This is a genomic window from Citrobacter sp. Cpo103, from assembly GCF_030332605.1.
GTDB classification, from domain to species: Bacteria; Pseudomonadota; Gammaproteobacteria; order Enterobacterales; family Enterobacteriaceae; genus Citrobacter; species Citrobacter portucalensis.
On sequence record NZ_JAOWHO010000035.1, the window covers coordinates 797,111 to 814,486 of the forward strand.

12 protein-coding genes are annotated in these 17,376 nt (G+C 50.9%); 7 read left to right on the plus strand and 5 right to left on the minus strand.

Features of this window, described 5'->3' with window-relative positions; all coding sequences use genetic code 11:
• Positions 1-7 precede the first annotated feature (7 nt).
• From rarA to OGX89_RS20340, 5 genes are all read left to right on the plus strand, one after another.
• Positions 8-1,351: a replication-associated recombination protein RarA gene (gene rarA / locus OGX89_RS20320; protein ID WP_126956758.1), complete on the plus strand. Its 1,344-nt coding sequence runs from the start codon at positions 8-10 to the stop codon at positions 1,349-1,351.
• Between the two features lie 92 nt (positions 1,352-1,443).
• Entirely contained in the window at positions 1,444-2,736 is a 1,293-nt protein-coding gene (serS, locus tag OGX89_RS20325; RefSeq protein ID WP_003831902.1) for a serine--tRNA ligase, read from the plus strand.
• A gap of 236 nt (positions 2,737-2,972) precedes the next feature.
• A complete protein-coding gene (gene dmsA, locus OGX89_RS20330) occupies positions 2,973-5,417 on the plus strand; it encodes a dimethylsulfoxide reductase subunit A (RefSeq protein ID WP_003831903.1) in 2,445 nt (814 codons plus the stop codon).
• Between the two features lie 10 nt (positions 5,418-5,427).
• Positions 5,428-6,045: a dimethylsulfoxide reductase iron-sulfur subunit DmsB gene (gene dmsB, locus OGX89_RS20335; protein ID WP_003831905.1), complete on the plus strand. Its 618-nt coding sequence runs from the start codon at positions 5,428-5,430 to the stop codon at positions 6,043-6,045.
• Position 6,046: 1 nt separating this feature from the next.
• Entirely contained in the window at positions 6,047-6,910 is an 864-nt protein-coding gene (locus tag OGX89_RS20340; RefSeq protein ID WP_126956760.1) for a dimethyl sulfoxide reductase anchor subunit family protein, read from the plus strand.
• Positions 6,911-7,019: 109 nt separating this feature from the next.
• Here OGX89_RS20340 and ycaC read toward each other — a convergent pair whose 3' ends face one another.
• The gene (gene ycaC, locus OGX89_RS20345; RefSeq protein WP_003035746.1) at positions 7,020-7,646 is read right to left on the minus strand and encodes an isochorismate family cysteine hydrolase YcaC; all 627 of its coding nucleotides are present in this window, start codon (positions 7,644-7,646) and stop codon (positions 7,020-7,022) included.
• A gap of 385 nt (positions 7,647-8,031) precedes the next feature.
• On the opposite strand from ycaC, the gene OGX89_RS20350 reads away from it, so the two are divergent.
• Together OGX89_RS20350 and OGX89_RS20355 are read left to right on the plus strand one after the other, a co-directional pair.
• Entirely contained in the window at positions 8,032-9,180 is a 1,149-nt protein-coding gene (locus OGX89_RS20350; protein WP_003831907.1) for an MFS transporter, read from the plus strand.
• Between the two features lie 213 nt (positions 9,181-9,393).
• Positions 9,394-10,815 carry an amino acid permease gene (locus tag OGX89_RS20355; RefSeq protein ID WP_003035749.1) on the plus strand — a complete coding sequence of 474 codons (1,422 nt, stop codon included), beginning with the start codon at positions 9,394-9,396 and terminating at the stop codon, positions 10,813-10,815.
• 118 nt (positions 10,816-10,933) lie between these two features.
• Here the strand turns inward: OGX89_RS20355 and pflA are convergent, their stop codons facing one another.
• The 4 genes from pflA to ycaO form a co-directional block, all read right to left on the minus strand.
• Positions 10,934-11,674, minus strand: a complete 741-nt coding sequence (gene pflA, locus OGX89_RS20360) for a pyruvate formate lyase 1-activating protein (protein ID WP_003035751.1) — start codon at positions 11,672-11,674, stop codon at positions 10,934-10,936.
• Between the two features lie 310 nt (positions 11,675-11,984).
• Positions 11,985-14,267, minus strand: a complete 2,283-nt coding sequence (gene pflB, locus OGX89_RS20365; RefSeq protein ID WP_003035753.1) for a formate C-acetyltransferase — start codon at positions 14,265-14,267, stop codon at positions 11,985-11,987.
• Between the two features lie 59 nt (positions 14,268-14,326).
• Positions 14,327-15,184, minus strand: a complete 858-nt coding sequence (gene focA, locus OGX89_RS20370) for a formate transporter FocA (RefSeq protein WP_003831909.1) — start codon at positions 15,182-15,184, stop codon at positions 14,327-14,329.
• Positions 15,185-15,588: 404 nt separating this feature from the next.
• Positions 15,589-17,349, minus strand: coding sequence for a 30S ribosomal protein S12 methylthiotransferase accessory factor YcaO (gene ycaO / locus OGX89_RS20375; RefSeq protein ID WP_126956762.1), 1,761 nt, complete (start codon positions 17,347-17,349; stop codon positions 15,589-15,591).
• Positions 17,350-17,376: the final 27 nt, after the last annotated feature.

A 17,376-nucleotide genomic window follows, 5' to 3' on the forward strand; every position in this document is an offset into this window, starting at 1 on the left:
CGTGTGAGTGAGCAATCTGTCGCTCGACTTTTCTGATAATACCTTTCAGCCACTGGCCGCACGTATGCGGCCAGAAAATTTAGCGCAGTACATCGGCCAGCAGCATCTGCTGGCTGCGGGTAAACCCTTGCCGCGCGCCATCGAGGCCGGGCACCTGCACTCCATGATTTTATGGGGGCCGCCGGGGACGGGGAAAACCACGCTAGCCGAAGTTATTGCCCGTTACGCCAACGCCGATGTTGAACGAATTTCGGCGGTTACGTCTGGCGTAAAAGAAATTCGTGAAGCGATTGAGCGTGCGCGTCAGAATCGTAACGCAGGTCGACGTACTATCCTGTTCGTGGACGAAGTTCACCGTTTTAATAAAAGCCAGCAGGATGCGTTTTTACCGCATATTGAAGACGGTACCATCACGTTTATTGGCGCCACCACAGAAAACCCCTCGTTTGAACTGAACTCGGCACTGCTGTCGCGTGCGCGTGTTTATTTACTGAAGTCGTTAACCACCGACGATATTGAACAGGTGCTGGACCAGGCGATGTCAGACAAAACCCGTGGTTACGGCGGCCAGGATATCGTACTGCCGCCAGAGACGCGTCGGGCGATTGCTGAACTGGTGAATGGCGACGCGCGGCGAGCGCTGAATACGCTGGAAATGATGGCCGATATGGCCGAAGTTGATGATTCTGGCAAGCGCGTATTGAAGGCCAAGTTGCTCACTGAAATTGCCGGTGAACGCAGCGCGCGTTTCGATAATAAAGGCGATCGCTTTTACGATCTCATCTCCGCATTACACAAATCGGTTCGCGGCAGCGCCCCGGATGCGGCACTTTATTGGTATGCGCGCATCATTAGTGCAGGTGGTGATCCGCTGTATGTTGCTCGTCGCTGTCTGGCAATTGCCTCTGAAGATGTGGGCAATGCCGATCCTCGCGCCATGCAGGTGGCAATTTCCGCATGGGACTGCTTTACCCGAGTGGGACCCGCGGAAGGTGAACGAGCGATTGCTCAGGCGATTGTGTATCTGGCCTGCGCGCCGAAAAGTAATGCGGTTTACACCGCCTTCAAAGCCGCGCTGGTTGATGCCCGCGAACGTCCGGATTACGACGTGCCGGTCCATCTGCGCAATGCGCCAACTAAGCTGATGAAAGAAATGGGCTATGGTCAGGAGTATCGTTACGCCCATGATGAACCAAATGCCTATGCCGCCGGAGAAGAGTACTTCCCGCAGGAAATGGCACAAACGCGCTATTATCACCCCACAAACAGAGGTCTTGAAGGCAAGATTGGCGAAAAGCTCGCCTGGCTCGCCGGACAGGATCAAAATAGCCCTATAAAACGCTACCGTTAGTGTTATCGTTGCGGTAATGTTGTCTCTGTATCCCTGTGACCGCAGGCTGTGGTCACTTTCTCCTATTTTAATTCGATAAGCACAGGATAAGCATGCTCGATCCCAATCTGCTGCGTAATGAGCCAGACGCAGTCGCAGAAAAACTGGCAAGCCGGGGCTTTAAGCTGGATGTAGATAAGCTGCGCGCTCTTGAAGAGCGTCGTAAAGTTCTGCAGGTACAAACTGAAAACCTGCAGGCAGAGCGTAACTCTCGATCGAAATCCATCGGCCAGGCAAAAGCGCGCGGGGAAGATATCGAGTCTTTACGTCTGGAAGTGAACAAACTGGGCGAAGAGCTGGATGCCGCGAAAGCTGAACTTGATACCTTACAGGCCGAGATCCGCGACATTGCGCTGACCATTCCTAACCTGCCAGCGGACGACGTTCCGGTGGGTAAAGATGAAAATGACAACGTTGAAGTCAGCCGTTGGGGTACTCCGCGTGAGTTTGATTTCGAAGTGCGCGATCACGTTACCTTGGGTGAAATGCACACGGGTCTTGATTTTGCCGCTGCGGTTAAGCTGACCGGCTCTCGTTTCGTCGTGATGAAAGGGCAGATCGCGCGCATGCACCGTGCGCTGTCTCAGTTCATGCTGGATCTGCATACCGAGCAGCATGGTTACAGCGAAAACTACGTTCCGTATCTGGTTAACCATGACACGCTGTACGGAACAGGGCAACTGCCGAAATTTGCTGGCGATCTGTTCCACACCCGTCCGCTGGATGAAGAAGCTGACAGCAGCAACTATGCGCTGATCCCAACGGCAGAAGTTCCGCTGACCAACCTGGTTCGCGACGAAATCATTGACGAAGATGCGCTGCCGATCAAAATGACCGCGCATACGCCGTGCTTCCGTTCTGAAGCAGGTTCTTACGGTCGTGATACCCGTGGTCTGATCCGTATGCACCAGTTCGATAAAGTTGAAATGGTGCAGATCGTTCGCCCGGAAGACTCTATGGACGCGCTGGAAGAAATGACCGGCCATGCCGAGAAGGTTCTTCAGCTGCTGGGCCTGCCGTACCGTAAGATCATCCTGTGCACAGGCGACATGGGCTTCGGCGCATGCAAAACGTACGATCTGGAAGTGTGGATCCCGGCGCAGAACACCTATCGCGAAATCTCCTCTTGCTCCAACGTGTGGGATTTCCAGGCTCGCCGTATGCAGGCGCGTTGCCGCAGCAAATCCGACAAAAAGACCCGTTTAGTACATACGCTGAACGGTTCCGGTCTGGCGGTTGGACGTACGCTGGTTGCGGTGATGGAAAACTATCAGCAGGCTGATGGCCGTATTCAGGTTCCGGAAGTGTTACGCCCGTACATGAATGGCCTGGAATTTATCGGCTAAGCTACCTTTCTTTGCTAAAAAAGCGCCTTAGGGCGCTTTTTTTATGCCCGTTTGACGTCGGACAATAACGCCTACCTCCATAGGAGTAATACTGCCTTCGAATGAAAGTCAGTATTTATCTCTGTCTTTTCGCAAATTCGGTATCTACCAGTCTGTATATCGACATATACGCTATATAAAAATCTACATAACGAGTATTTCTCTTTTGTTTATTGTGAGCAGCAGAGTGAGCCACTATGAAAACTAAGATCCCCGATGCCATGCTGGCAGCTGAGGTTAGTCGCCGAGGTTTGGTGAAAACGACGGCGATAGGCGGACTGGCGGCGGCCAGTAGCGCGTTTACCCTGCCATTTACCCGTATTGCAAATGCTGCAGAAGCCCTTAATCCGACACAGGCCAATGAGAAAGTCATATGGAGCGCGTGTACGGTGAACTGTGGTAGCCGCTGTCCTCTGCGTATGCACGTGGTAGACGGTGAAATAAAGTATGTTGAAACCGACAACACCGGTGATGACAACTATGACGGCTTGCACCAGGTACGCGCCTGTCTGCGTGGTCGCTCCATGCGTCGTCGCGTTTATAATCCCGACCGTCTGAAATACCCGATGAAACGCGTCGGTAAACGTGGTGAAGGGAAATTTGAGCGCATCAGCTGGGATGAAGCCTACGACATCATTGCCAGCAATATGCAGCGTCTTATCAAAGACTACGGCAACGAGTCTATCTACCTGAACTACGGCACAGGTACGCTGGGCGGCACCCTGACACGCTCCTGGCCGCCAGGCAAAACGCTGGTAGCACGTCTGATGAACTGCTGTGGCGGCTACCTGAACCACTACGGTGACTACTCTTCAGCGCAAATCGCTGCCGGGTTGAACTACACCTACGGCGGCTGGGCAGACGGTAACAGCCCGTCCGACATTGAAAACAGCAAGCTGGTGGTTCTGTTCGGGAATAACCCAGGTGAAACCCGTATGAGCGGGGGTGGGGTAACCTATTACCTTGAACAGGCGCGACAGAAATCCAATGCCCGCATGATCATTATCGATCCTCGCTACACGGATACCGGCGCGGGTCGTGAAGATGAGTGGATCCCGATCCGCCCAGGTACCGATGCGGCATTGGTGAATGGTCTGGCGTATGTGCTGATCACCGAAAACATGGTTGATCAACCGTTCCTTGATAAATACTGCGTGGGTTACGACGAGAAAACCTTACCGGCCGACGCACCGAAAAACGGTCACTATAAGGCGTATATTCTTGGGCAGGGCAAAGACGGTATCGCCAAGACCCCGGAATGGGCAGCGCAAATTACCGGTATTCCTGCTGATCGAATCGTCAAACTGGCCCGTGAAATCGGTAGCGCTAAACCGGCATATATCAGTCAGGGGTGGGGACCGCAGCGTCATGCTAACGGTGAAATAGCGACCCGTGCCATTTCTATGCTGGCAATCCTTACCGGTAACGTTGGGATTAACGGCGGCAACAGCGGGGCGCGTGAGGGCTCATACAGTTTGCCGTTTGAACGTATGCCTACGCTGGAAAACCCAGTCGAAACCAGCATCTCTATGTTTATGTGGACGGACGCCATTGAGCGAGGTCCGGAGATGACGGCGCTGCGTGACGGTGTTCGTGGTAAAGATAAACTCGATGTTCCGATTAAGATGATCTGGAACTATGCCGGTAACTGTCTGATTAACCAGCACTCTGATATCAACCGCACACATGAAATCCTACAGGATGATAAGAAGTGCGAGATGATCGTTGTTATCGACTGTCATATGACCTCCTCGGCGAAATACGCGGATATTTTGCTGCCGGACTGCACCGCTTCGGAGCAGATGGACTTCGCACTGGATGCCTCCTGCGGAAATATGTCGTATGTGATTTTCACCGATCAGGCGATCAAACCACGCTTCGAATGCAAGACTATCTACCAGATGACCAGTGAGCTGGCGAAACGCCTTGGTGTTGAGCAGCAGTTTACAGAAGGTCGTACTCAGGAAGAGTGGATGCGTCATCTGTACGAGCAGTCGCGAAAAGCCATTCCTGAACTGCCAACGTTTGAAGAATTCCGCAAGCAGGGGATCTTTAAACAGCGCGACCCACAGGGACATCACGTGGCCTACAAGGCGTTCCGTGAGGATCCTAACGCCAATCCGCTGACCACGCCGTCAGGTAAGATCGAAATTTATTCGCAGCAGCTTGCCGAGATCGCGTCAACCTGGGAACTGCCGGAAGGTGATGTGATTGATCCACTGCCGATTTATACCCCAGGCTTTGAGAGCTTAAACGATCCGCTGGTGGAGAAATTCCCTCTGCAGTTGACCGGCTTCCACTATAAGTCTCGCGTCCACTCGACCTATGGCAACGTGGATGTTCTGAAAGCATCCTGCCGTCAGGAAATGTGGATCAACCCGATGGATGCACAGCGACGCGGCATTAACAACGGCGACAAGGTGCGCATCTTTAACGATCGTGGTGAAGTGCACATCGAGGCGAAAGTAACGCCGCGTATGATGCCTGGCGTGGTGGCATTGGGCGAAGGGGCGTGGTATGACCCGGACGCAAAACGCGTGGACCAGGGCGGTTGTATTAACGTCCTGACGACCCAGCGTCCGTCTCCTCTCGCGAAGGGGAACCCATCACACACGAACCTTGTTCAGGTTGAAAAGGTGTAAGGAGTAACCGATGACAACCCAGTATGGATTTTTTATTGATTCCAGCCGTTGCACCGGTTGCAAAACCTGCGAACTGGCGTGCAAAGATTTCAAAAATTTAACCCCTGAAGTCAGCTTTCGCCGCATTTATGAGTACGCGGGCGGTGACTGGCAGGAAGACAACGGCGTCTGGCATCAGAACGTCTTTGCCTATTACCTCTCCATTGCGTGTAACCACTGTGAAGACCCGGCCTGTACCAAAGTGTGTCCGAGCGGTGCGATGCACAAACGTGAAGATGGCTTTGTCGTTGTCGATGAAGATGTGTGCATCGGCTGTCGCTATTGCCACATGGCCTGTCCTTACGGCGCACCACAGTATAATGCTGACAAAGGACATATGACCAAATGCGATGGTTGCCATGAGCGCGTCGCTGAAGGTAAGAAACCTATTTGCGTCGAGTCCTGTCCACTGCGTGCGCTGGATTTTGGCCCAATTGATGAACTGCGCAAAAAACACGGTACTTTGGCTGCGGTTGCGCCATTGCCGGGCGCGCACTTTACCAAACCGAGCATTGTTATCAAACCTAACGCCAATAGCCGCCCGACCGGCGATACCACAGGTTATCTGGCTAATCCGAAGGAGGTGTAAGATGGGAAGTGGATGGCATGAATGGCCGCTGATGATCTTCACGGTCTTCGGGCAGTGTGTGGTTGGCGGTTTTATCGTTCTGGCGCTGGCGTTGATGAAAGGGGGCTTACGCCCAGAATCGCAGCAACGCGTAATTACCTGCATGTTTGGGCTGTGGGTATTAATGGGCATTGGATTTATTGCTTCCATGCTCCATTTGGGCTCACCGATGCGCGCCTTTAACTCACTCGATCGCGTTGGGTCATCTGCGTTGAGTAACGAAATTGCCAGCGGCTCACTCTTCTTTGCCGTTGGCGGTATCGGCTGGCTGCTGGCTATGTTGAAGAAAATGTCGCCCGCATTACGCAATCTGTGGTTAGTTGTCACCATGGTGCTGGGTGTGGTTTTTGTCTGGATGATGGTGCGCGTGTATAACACCATCGATACCGTACCGACCTGGTACAGCGTCTGGACACCGCTGGGCTTCTTCCTGACGATGTTTATGGGCGGTCCGCTGCTGGGATATCTGTTACTGAGAATTGCTGGCGTGGATGGTTGGGCGATGCGTCTGCTGCCGGCTATATCAGTGCTTGCTCTGGTCGTGAGCGCCATCATGTCGGTAATGCAGGGGACTGAACTGGCGACAATCCACAGTTCGATTCAACAGGCCTCTGCGCTGGTTCCGGATTACGGTTCGCTGATGGCGTGGCGGATTGTGGCACTGGCGTTAGCGCTATGCTGCTGGATAGTACCGCAAGTGAAAGGTTACCAGCCTGCCGTTCCGTTGCTTTCCGTCGCGTTTATTCTGCTGTTAGTCGGCGAGCTGATTGGTCGTGGCGTGTTCTACGGGCTGCATATGACCGTCGGTATGGCGGTGGCGAGTTAATCCATAATATGCCGGATGGCGGCTCGTGCTTATCAAGCCTACAATATCCGTAGGCCTTAAAGCTGCGCGCTATCCGGCTACATGTCAGGCCAGGGTTTTGCCCCGGTCTTTACTTCTGCTTAGTTAACGTGTCATAGCTGGTCATCAGATTGCGATAATCCGGAATGTGATTAGAGAACAACGTCGCAAGACCTTCGATATCGTTGCGCCAGTCGCGGTGCAGTTCGCATGCTACTCCGAACCATGTCATCAATTGAGCGCCTGCTTGAGACATCCGATCCCATGCTGAATGGCGGGTAATTTCATTAAACGTGCCTGAAGCATCGGTGACAACAAAGACGTCAAAACCTTCTTCAATAGCCGAGAGCGCTGGGAAAGCGACGCAAACTTCCGTCACGACACCAGCGATAATCAGCTGCTTTTTGCCGGTCGCTTTTACTGCTTTCACGAAATCTTCGTTATCCCATGCGTTAATGTTTCCTGGGCGAGCAATGTAGGGCGCATCGGGAAATTGAGCTTTCAGTTCCGGTACCAGCGGTCCGTTTGGTCCTGTCTCAAAACTGGTTGTCAGAATGGTTGGGAGGTTGAAGTATTTTGCTAAGTCACCGAGCGCAAGCACGTTGTTTTTAAATTTATCGGGATCGATATCCCGAACCAGAGAGAGCAGGCCAGCCTGATGGTCGACCAGCAGTACTGCCGCATTGTCTTTATCAAGTCTTACGTAAGGTTTAGTCATGGTATTTCTCCTGTTCAGTATCAGTGAGGGAAATTTGATGAGTTTAAGTCTACGAAAAGAACGATATTTGGATTAGATAGATAAATAGGAACTCACTGTTCTATTTTGAAGACAATGCAGCTCAGCATCCCGCATAGAGTTTAGTAAGAAATAAAAGTAAGGGGAGTCCATGAAATTTTTCGACTGAACGTAACGCGAGATTTTTGTTTTAGATCAATAAAAACAAGCAGATGTGTTTTTGTGTTTTTTATCTATTCACATTAAGAATCAGTAATGCAAATCGATCGACCAGAAAGCGCCTCAGCCCTCTGATTCCGCCGATTGACAATGTTTTTAGCAGTGGCATGATGCGCATGAAATTTGAACTTCCTCACGGTTTTTATTCATGTCCACGTATACCCGTCCCGTCATGCTATTGCTGTGCGGGCTACTTCTGTTGACCCTGGCGATCGCCGTGTTAAACACGCTCGTCCCGCTTTGGCTCGCCCATGAAAATCTGCCCACCTGGCAGGTAGGCGTGGTGAGCTCGTCTTACTTTACCGGTAATCTGGTAGGGACGTTGCTGACAGGTTATTTAATAAAACACCTTGGTTTTAATCGCAGCTATTACATCGCCTCGCTTATTTTCGCCGCGGGCTGTGTCGGGCTGGGGATTATGGTGGGATTCTGGAGCTGGATGACATGGCGTTTTATCGCCGGTGTTGGCTGCGCCATGATCTGGGTGGTCGTGGAAAGCGCGCTGATGTGCAGCGGGACGTCCCGTAATCGCGGACGGTTACTTGCCGCCTATATGATGATCTATTATGTGGGAACGTTTTTAGGCCAACTGCTGGTTAGTAAAGTATCAACAGAATTGATGAACGTCCTGCCGTGGGTGACGGGTACTATCCTGGCGGGTGTTTTGCCACTGCTCTTTACGCGCATTGCTAATCAGCAGGGCGATGAACAGCAGTCTACGCCTATTGTCTCCATGCTGAGGTTGCGTCAGGCGCGCTTGGGCGTTAATGGCTGCATTATTTCCGGGATCGTGCTGGGGTCTTTGTATGGCCTGATGCCGCTGTATCTCAACCATCAGGGGGTGAGCAACGCCAGCATTGGTTTCTGGATGGCGGTCCTGGTAAGTGCCGGTATTCTGGGTCAATGGCCGATTGGCCGTCTGGCGGACAAGCTGGGACGTCTGCTGGTTTTACGCGTCCAGGTCTTCGTGGTGATCGTCGGGAGTATCGCCATGCTGAACCAGGCGGCGATGGCGCCCGCGTTGTTTATGTTGGGTGCGGCAGGCTTTACCCTCTACCCGGTCGCGATGGCCTGGGCCTGTGAAAAGGTGGAACATCATCAGCTGGTCGCCATGAATCAGGCATTGTTATTGAGCTATACCGTGGGCAGCCTGCTGGGACCTTCATTTACTGCGATGCTGATGCAGAATTATTCAGATAGCTTGCTGTTTATCATGATCGCCAGCGTATCGTTTATTTATTTACTGATGCTGTTGCGTAAGACGGGCCATACGCCTAATTCTATTGCGCACATTTGACCTGATTTAACAGAATATGAACAGGTTCCCATACATACTGTTTATGTATGCTTTATGGGAACCTGCATTATTTAATTGCACACGTCTGTCCTGAAAATAAAGTGTGCAGAAGGTTATAGTTTTACATCCTGCCGTTTCCGCTCGCTCATTTTACCGCGCATAATCCCACGCCTCATATATTGATAATCAAAAAGCTTCCACAAAGGATTGCGTATGGCTGGTGTGCAGGAAAAACAATTGCGATGGTACAACATTGCATTGATGTCATTTATTACCGTCTGGGGTTTTGGTAACGTCGTCAACAACTATGCTAATCAGGGATTGGTTGTTGTCTCCTCCTGGATATTTATTTTCGCGCTCTATTTTATTCCTTATGCGTTGATCGTCGGGCAGCTTGGCTCAACCTTTAAAGAGGGTAAAGGCGGCGTCAGTACCTGGATTAAACATACCATGGGGCCAGGGTTGGCCTATCTTGCTGCCTGGACCTATTGGGTTGTGCATATACCTTATCTGGCGCAAAAACCGCAGGCTATTCTGATTGCGCTGGGATGGGCGCTGAAGGGCGATGGTTCGTTGATTAAAGAGTACACCGTCGTGGCGTTGCAGGGACTAACGCTGGCGCTGTTTGTCTTTTTCATGTGGGTTGCGTCCCGTGGCATGAAGTCACTGAAAATTGTTGGGTCAGTTGCTGGCATCGCGATGTTTGTGATGTCCATTTTGTATGTCGTGATGGCGGTAACCGCGCCTGCAATTACGGATGTGCAAATAGCGACAACCAATATCACCTGGGAATCGTTTATCCCGCACATCGATTTTACCTACATTACTACGATCTCCATGCTGGTCTTTGCTGTGGGCGGTGCGGAGAAAATTTCGCCATACGTTAATCAGACACGTAATCCGGGCAAAGAATTTCCAAAAGGGATGCTCGTTCTGGCTGTTATGGTAGCGGTATGCGCGATTCTCGGGTCGCTGGCTATGGGAATGATGTTTGACTCCCGGCATATTCCAGATGACCTGATGACGAATGGTCAATATTACGCCTTCCAGAAATTGGGTGAGTATTATGGTATGGGTAATTCGCTGATGGTTATTTACGCGATTGCCAATACGCTGGGACAGATTGCGGCATTGGTATTTTCTATTGATGCACCGCTTAAAGTTCTTCTGGGTGATGCTGATCGTAAATATATTCCCGAGAGCCTGTGTAAAACCAACGCTTCCGGTACGCCGGTCAATGGTTATATTCTGACGCTGGTGCTGGTAGCGATTCTGATTATGTTGCCAACACTGGGAATTGGCGACATGAACAACCTGTATAAATGGCTATTGAATCTTAACTCTGTCGTGATGCCATTGCGTTATTTATGGGTATTTGTGGCGTTCATTGCCGTTATTCGCCTGGCGCAAAAATATAAATCGGAATATGTCTTTATTCGCAACCGCTCGCTTGCGATGACCGTGGGGATCTGGTGCTTTGCCTTTACCGCATTTGCCTGTCTGACCGGGATCTTCCCGAAAATGGAAGCCTTTACCCCTGAGTGGACATTCCAGCTCACGCTGAATATCGTGACGCCATTTGTGCTGGTTGGACTGGGATTGATTTTCCCGCTACTGGCGAGAAGAGGGCGCTAAAGACGAGGGCAGGAGATAGCGTCGCTTTCTCCTGTTAACCGCGCCTTCGACTCAAATATTGTCGCTTATATAGCAAAACGGCTGCCGTTCAGGGCAGCCGTTTCGTGGTGGCTAAAACTCAATACATCACTTTATGTCCATATTGCTCGAGAATGCCCTTCACGCGCTCCATGGTCTCTTTCTTCGGTGGTTTGACGCCATCCAGTTTGTACTCTTCGCCCATTGCCACCCATTTGTGTTTGCCCAGCTCGTGGTAAGGCAGCAGCTCGATTTTTTCAACGTTACCCATATCGCGGGTAAATTCGCCGAGGCGGTGTGCGGAGTCATCGTCATCAGACCAGCCAGGTACGACAACATAGCGGATCCACACTTTGATGTCTTTGTTTGACAGGTAACGCGCGAACTCCAGCGTGCGATGGTTAGATACGCCGACCAGATTCTGATGGATTTCATCGTTCATCTGTTTGAGATCGAGCATGACCAGGTCGGTGACTTCCAGCAACTCATCGATCACCGGATCGTAGCGGCGAACAAAACCGTTGGTATCCAGACAGGTATGAATACCTTCTTTTTTACAAGCGCGGAACCAGTCACGTACGAATTCAGCTTGCAGGATAGCTTCGCCGCCAGACGCCGTCACGCCGCCGCCGGATGCGTTCATAAAGTGGCGATAGGTCACCACCTCTTTCATTAATTCGTCGACGGTGACTTCTTTACCGCCGTGTGTATCCCACGTGTCACGGTTATGGCAATACAGGCAGCGCATCAGGCAGCCCTGAAAGAAGGTAATAAAGCGGATGCCCGGGCCATCAACAGTGCCACAGGATTCAAAGGAGTGAATGCGACCAATAACTGACATTGCGGTGTTTCTCCAGGTGTGGCCCATCCGGGGCCAGTGTTAGTGCACAGTTATTAACTGTGTCGAGTCTGTTTTGGCTGCTATCCATACTTTTCGTCTTTCAAGCTGCATCTTTGTTAGCTTCCTTCGCTCACCCCAGTCACCTACTTCTGTACGCTCCAGGGGATTCACTCCGTTGCCGCCTCAATGCACCTCGAAATCCATCGAGTATATAAGTATAGATAGCTGACAAAGCAGGCTATTAAAAAGGCCCCACTTACGTGGAGCCTTTATTGTACGCTTTTTAAAGTACGATTTCAGTCAAAACCAATTACATGGTCTGAGTGAAGGTACGAGTAATAACGTCCTGCTGCTGTTCTTTAGTCAGGGAGTTAAAACGTACTGCGTAGCCAGAAACACGGATGGTCAGCTGCGGATATTTTTCCGGATGTTCCATCGCATCCAGCAGCATTTCGCGGTTCATGACGTTCACGTTCAGGTGCTGACCACCTTCGATGGACGCTTCGTGATGGAAGTAACCATCCATCAGACCAGCCAGGTTGGTCTTACGAACTTCGTCGTCTTTACCCAGAGCGTTCGGAACGATAGAGAAGGTGTAAGAAATACCATCTTTAGCGTAAGCAAACGGCAGTTTAGCAACGGAGGTCAGAGAGGCAACAGCACCTTTCTGGTCACGACCGTGCATTGGGTTAGCACCCGGTCCGAACGGCGCGCCAGCACGACGACCATCTGGGGTATTACCAGTTTTCTTACCATAAACCACGTTAGAGGTGATGGTCAGAACAGACTGAGTCGGGATAGCGTTACGATAAGTAGTCAGTTTCTGAATTTTCTTCATGAAACGTTCTACCAGGTCAACCGCCATGTCATCAACGCGAGAGTCGTTGTTACCAAACTGCGGGTATTCGCCTTCGATTTCGAAGTCGATAGCCAGACCGTCTTCGTCACGAATCGGTTTAACTTTCGCATATTTGATTGCAGACAGGGAGTCAGCAGCAACGGACAGACCAGCGATACCACACGCCATGGTGCGGATAACGTCACGGTCGTGCAGCGCCATCAGAGAGGCTTCGTAGCTGTACTTGTCGTGCATGTAGTGGATAACGTTCAGCGCGGTGACGTACTGTTTAGCCAGCCAATCCATGAAGTGATCCATGCGGTCCATAACTTCGTCGAAGTTCAGAACGTCGCCTTTGATCGGTTCAGATTTAGGACCAACCTGCATTTTCAGTTTTTCATCAACGCCACCGTTGATTGCGTACAGCATGGTTTTCGCCAGGTTTGCACGCGCACCGAAGAACTGCATTTGTTTACCAACAACCATCGGGCTTACGCAGCAAGCGATAGCGTAGTCGTCGTTGTTGAAGTCCGGACGCATCAGGTCATCGTTCTCGTACTGCAGAGAAGAGGTGTCGATGGACACTTTAGCGGCGAATTTCTTGAAGTTCAGAGGCAGTTTTTCAGACCACAGAACAGTGATGTTCGGCTCCGGAGAAGGACCCATGGTGTACAGGGTGTTCAGGAAGCGGAAGCTGTTTTTGGTAACCAGAGTACGGCCATCAACGCCCATACCACCGATTGATTCAGTTGCCCAAATCGGGTCACCGGAGAACAGTTCATCATATTCAGGAGTACGCAGGAAGCGAACCATACGCAGTTTCATGACCAGGTGGTCGATCATTTCCTGTGCGTCTTGCTCGGTGATTTTGCCTGCTTTCAGGTCACGTTCGATGTAAGCATCCAGGAAGGTGGATACGCGACCGAAGGACATTGCTGCACCGTTCTGAGATTTAACTGCGGCCAGGTAGCCGAAGTAAGTCCACTGGATAGCTTCCTGAGCGTTGGTAGCCGGACCAGAGATATCGCAGCCATATTTAGCAGCCATTTCTTTGATCTGACCCAGAGCGCGGTGCTGTTCAGCGATTTCTTCACGCAGACGGATAGTTGCTTCCAGGTTTACGCCGTTTTCCAGATCGGACTGCAGAGAGACGAACTGAGCGTATTTGTCTTTCATCAGGTAGTCGATACCGTACAGCGCAACGCGACGGTAGTCACCGATGATACGGCCACGGCCATACGCATCTGGCAGACCAGTCAGAACACCGGATTTACGGCAGTTCAGAATGTCTTTGGTGTAAACATCGAATACGCCCTGGTTGTGGGTTTTGCGGTATTCGGTGAAGATTTTTTTCAGCATCGGGTCCAGTTCGCGATTGTACGCTTTGCAGGAACCTTCAACCATTTTGATGCCGCCAAACGGAATGATCGCACGTTTCAGCGGAGCTTCAGTCTGCAGACCAACAATCTTCTCGAGCGCTTTGTTGATGTAGCCAGCGTCGTGAGAAGTGATGGTAGAAGCAACGGAGGTGTCAAAGTCAACAGGCGCGTGAGTGCGGTTTTCCTGTTTAACGCCTTCCATCACGCTGTCCCACAGTGCAGTGGTCGCATCAGTTGCGCCAGCCAGGAAGGACTCGTCACCCTCATACGGAGTGTAGTTTTTCTGAATGAAGTCACGTACGTTTACTTCATTCTGCCAATCACCTTTGGTAAAACCTTCCCAGGCTGTGGCTAACTTTTCATTAAGCTCGGACATGTAACACCTACCTTCTTAAGTGGATTTTTTATTTACTGCGTGTAATGGGCATCAACAGATTAATGATGATCGTTACCACGCAGATAAATGACCCAGTATGTCAACCCGACCAACAAACCGCCGCCGATAATGTTACCGATCGTAACCGGAATCAGGTTATCGGTGATGAAATTCATCACGGTCAGGTGAGAAAAATTCTCCGGAGAAGACCCAACTGCGGTCCAGAATTCCGGGGTGGCGAAATCGCGTATTACAATACCCATAGGGATCATAAACATGTTTGCGATACTGTGCTCAAAACCGCTGGCAACAAACATTGCGACCGGTAATACCATGATAAACGCTTTGTCCATCAGGCTGCGGCCCGAGTAGCTCATCCATACGGCCAGACACACCATCAGGTTAGCCAGGATACCAAGGCTCACTGCCTCAACAAAAGTATGGTGCACTTTGTGGTCGGCTGTTTGCAGAACGTTGAGCCCCCATGCGCCGTTGGCGGTCATATACTCGCCAGAAAGCCACATGAGTAACACAAAGATCAGGGCGCCAATCAGGTTGCCGACATAAACGTTAAGCCAGTTTTTCGCTAACTGACCCCAGGTAATACGACCACTGGCTTTAGCAACGACGATCAGTACGGTTGAAGTGAAGAGGTCTGCACCGCAGACAACACAAAGGATCAGCCCCAGGGAAAAGCAGATACCACCTACTAATTTCGCCATGCCGAAAGGCATAGTACCAGTGCCGGTTGTGGCGGTGATATAGAAAACAAAGGCAATTGAAATGAATACACCGGCAGTAATTGCCAGATAGAACGTCTTAAGCGGATGTTTCGTTGCTTTATAGACGCCTGCTTCTTCGGCAACTTTGGCCATTGCAGCAGGTAGAATAAGATCAAAAGGGTTGTCAGCTTTCACACTAACTCTCTCTTTATTAAGTCGGCGACGAGATACTAACAAAGCATTATAGATGAGAATTTGATATAGATCATATCTCGCCTGGCTTATAGGCCCGTAAGACGCATGGTTTTTATGCGATTACGGTGTAACATGTTGATTATCCATATAAAAATAAATTTTAAAAATTATAAAGTGAGTTGAATTTTTTCTTTCAGCCTCCTATGGGACGGTTAATTAAAATGGAGTAATTGAGATAAAAAACCACATTAATAAGCTAATTTTTTTAATATCAACTACTAATATTTAACCTTGCCTTTACATTTATTTTTTGGTTTGACCAAAATAAAAAACGGGGCGCTTTAAGCGCCCCGTAATATAGCTCAGACAATACATTTAGCCTACTCGAGGCAAGTTGTTTGTCACTATTTTGACCAGTGTGCCGCTTTCGCGCGTTGCAATTTCTCATAGGCTTTCAGCAGAGACTGATGTGCCGGGAATGTGTGCAGATCGCTGTCTACTGGCTGAAGTCCATAAAACGGCGCTTCACCACTCAGTGCCGCACTTGCCGCTTCAACCGCCTCAGCGCCGTACATGCGGACGAATGCGTTCAGATACTGCAGCGGCTGACGGTCTTCTTCCTGAGACAGCAGCAACAATGTTTGCAGGCAGCGATAGTAGTTTGCACGTTCCGCGCTAAAGACGGAGGCGTTAAATTCCATCGTCCATTCGGTCCACACCAGGGCTTGCTCCAGATCGCCACCGGCCAGCGCCAGCATCACTTTAAGCTCGCCAATACGCAGGGTGTACCAACCGTTATCCGCACCGGTCGCCAGACCGAGCAGCTCGCGCACGCGGGTGAAGTCGTCAAAACCTTCTTCATCCAACTGTTCAATCAGATTGAGGTAGTCTTCTTTATCCCACTCACTGCCTGGCAGCGAGAGAATGGTGTCACGCAGATGGGTGCCCATAGCGTTGTTGGCTAACCACAGATCTTCTGCCGGATAGATGTCAGACATTCCCGGAACAATAATGCGGCACGCGTAAACGCCCAGGTGCTCATAGTCAGCGATATACACTTCTTTATCTTCAGCATTGAAGATGGCCATCAGGGTGGCGAACTCTTCTTCCGTGGTGCCGGAGAAATTCCAGTCAACGAACGGATAGTCGGCATCCTGCTTGAACAGATCCCAGGAGATCAGACCGCTGGAATCGATGAAGTGAGTTTCAAGGTTGGTATGTTCTGCCACTTCCTCATCGTCGAAGGTCGGTGGGGTGAAGACATCAAGATCCTTCAGACCACGGCCCTGCAGCAGTTCAGTCACGGTACGCTCCAGCGCAACGCCGAAATCCGGGTGTGCGCCGAAGGAGGCAAAGCAGGTACCGTTGGCCGGGTTGAACAGGACAACGCAAATCACTGGATACTTGCCGCCCAGCGAGCCATCGTAGGCAAAAATTGGGAAACCTTCCGCTTCCAGTGTGGCGATGGACTCCACCACTGCCGGATAGCGCGCCATCACCTCGGCCGGGATTTCCGGCAGGCTGATGCTTTCGGCGATAATACGGTTCTTCACATGGCGCTCAAAGACTTCAGACAGACCCTGAACGCGAGCTTCGTTAGGCGTGTTACCTGCAGACATGCCGTTAGAAACATACAGATTGCCGATAATATTCATCGGAATGTAGACGGTCTGGTTATCAGATTGGCGGGTAAACGGCAGGCCGCAGACGCCACGTTCTTCATTACCAGACTGCAGATCGATAAGCATGCTGCCGGTCAGTTCGTTATCTGGATCGTAAAACGCACGCAGACGCGCATCCAGTAAACCTTCTGGAACATCGTCTTCTTCAGTCAGCGGGAACCATTTTTCGTTCGGGTAATGTACGAACGGGCCATTGGCGATAGTTTCGCCCAGCCAGAAATCCGCAAAGAAGTAGTTAGTCGACAGACGCTCAAAGTATTCGCCCAGCGCAGAAGCCAGCGCCGCTTTTTTTGTCGCGCCTTTACCGTTGGTGAAGCACAGCGCGCATTCTTTGTCGCGAATATGTACAGACCAGACGTTAGGGACGGGATTCAACCACGAAGCTTCTTCAATTTGAAAACCGAGGTCGAGCAATTTTTGCTGGAAGCGAGCGATGGAGTCTTCCAGAGCGGCATCTTTGCCGGGGATAAATGTTTGCGTCATGAAAATCACTTTTGTCGTACGGAAAGC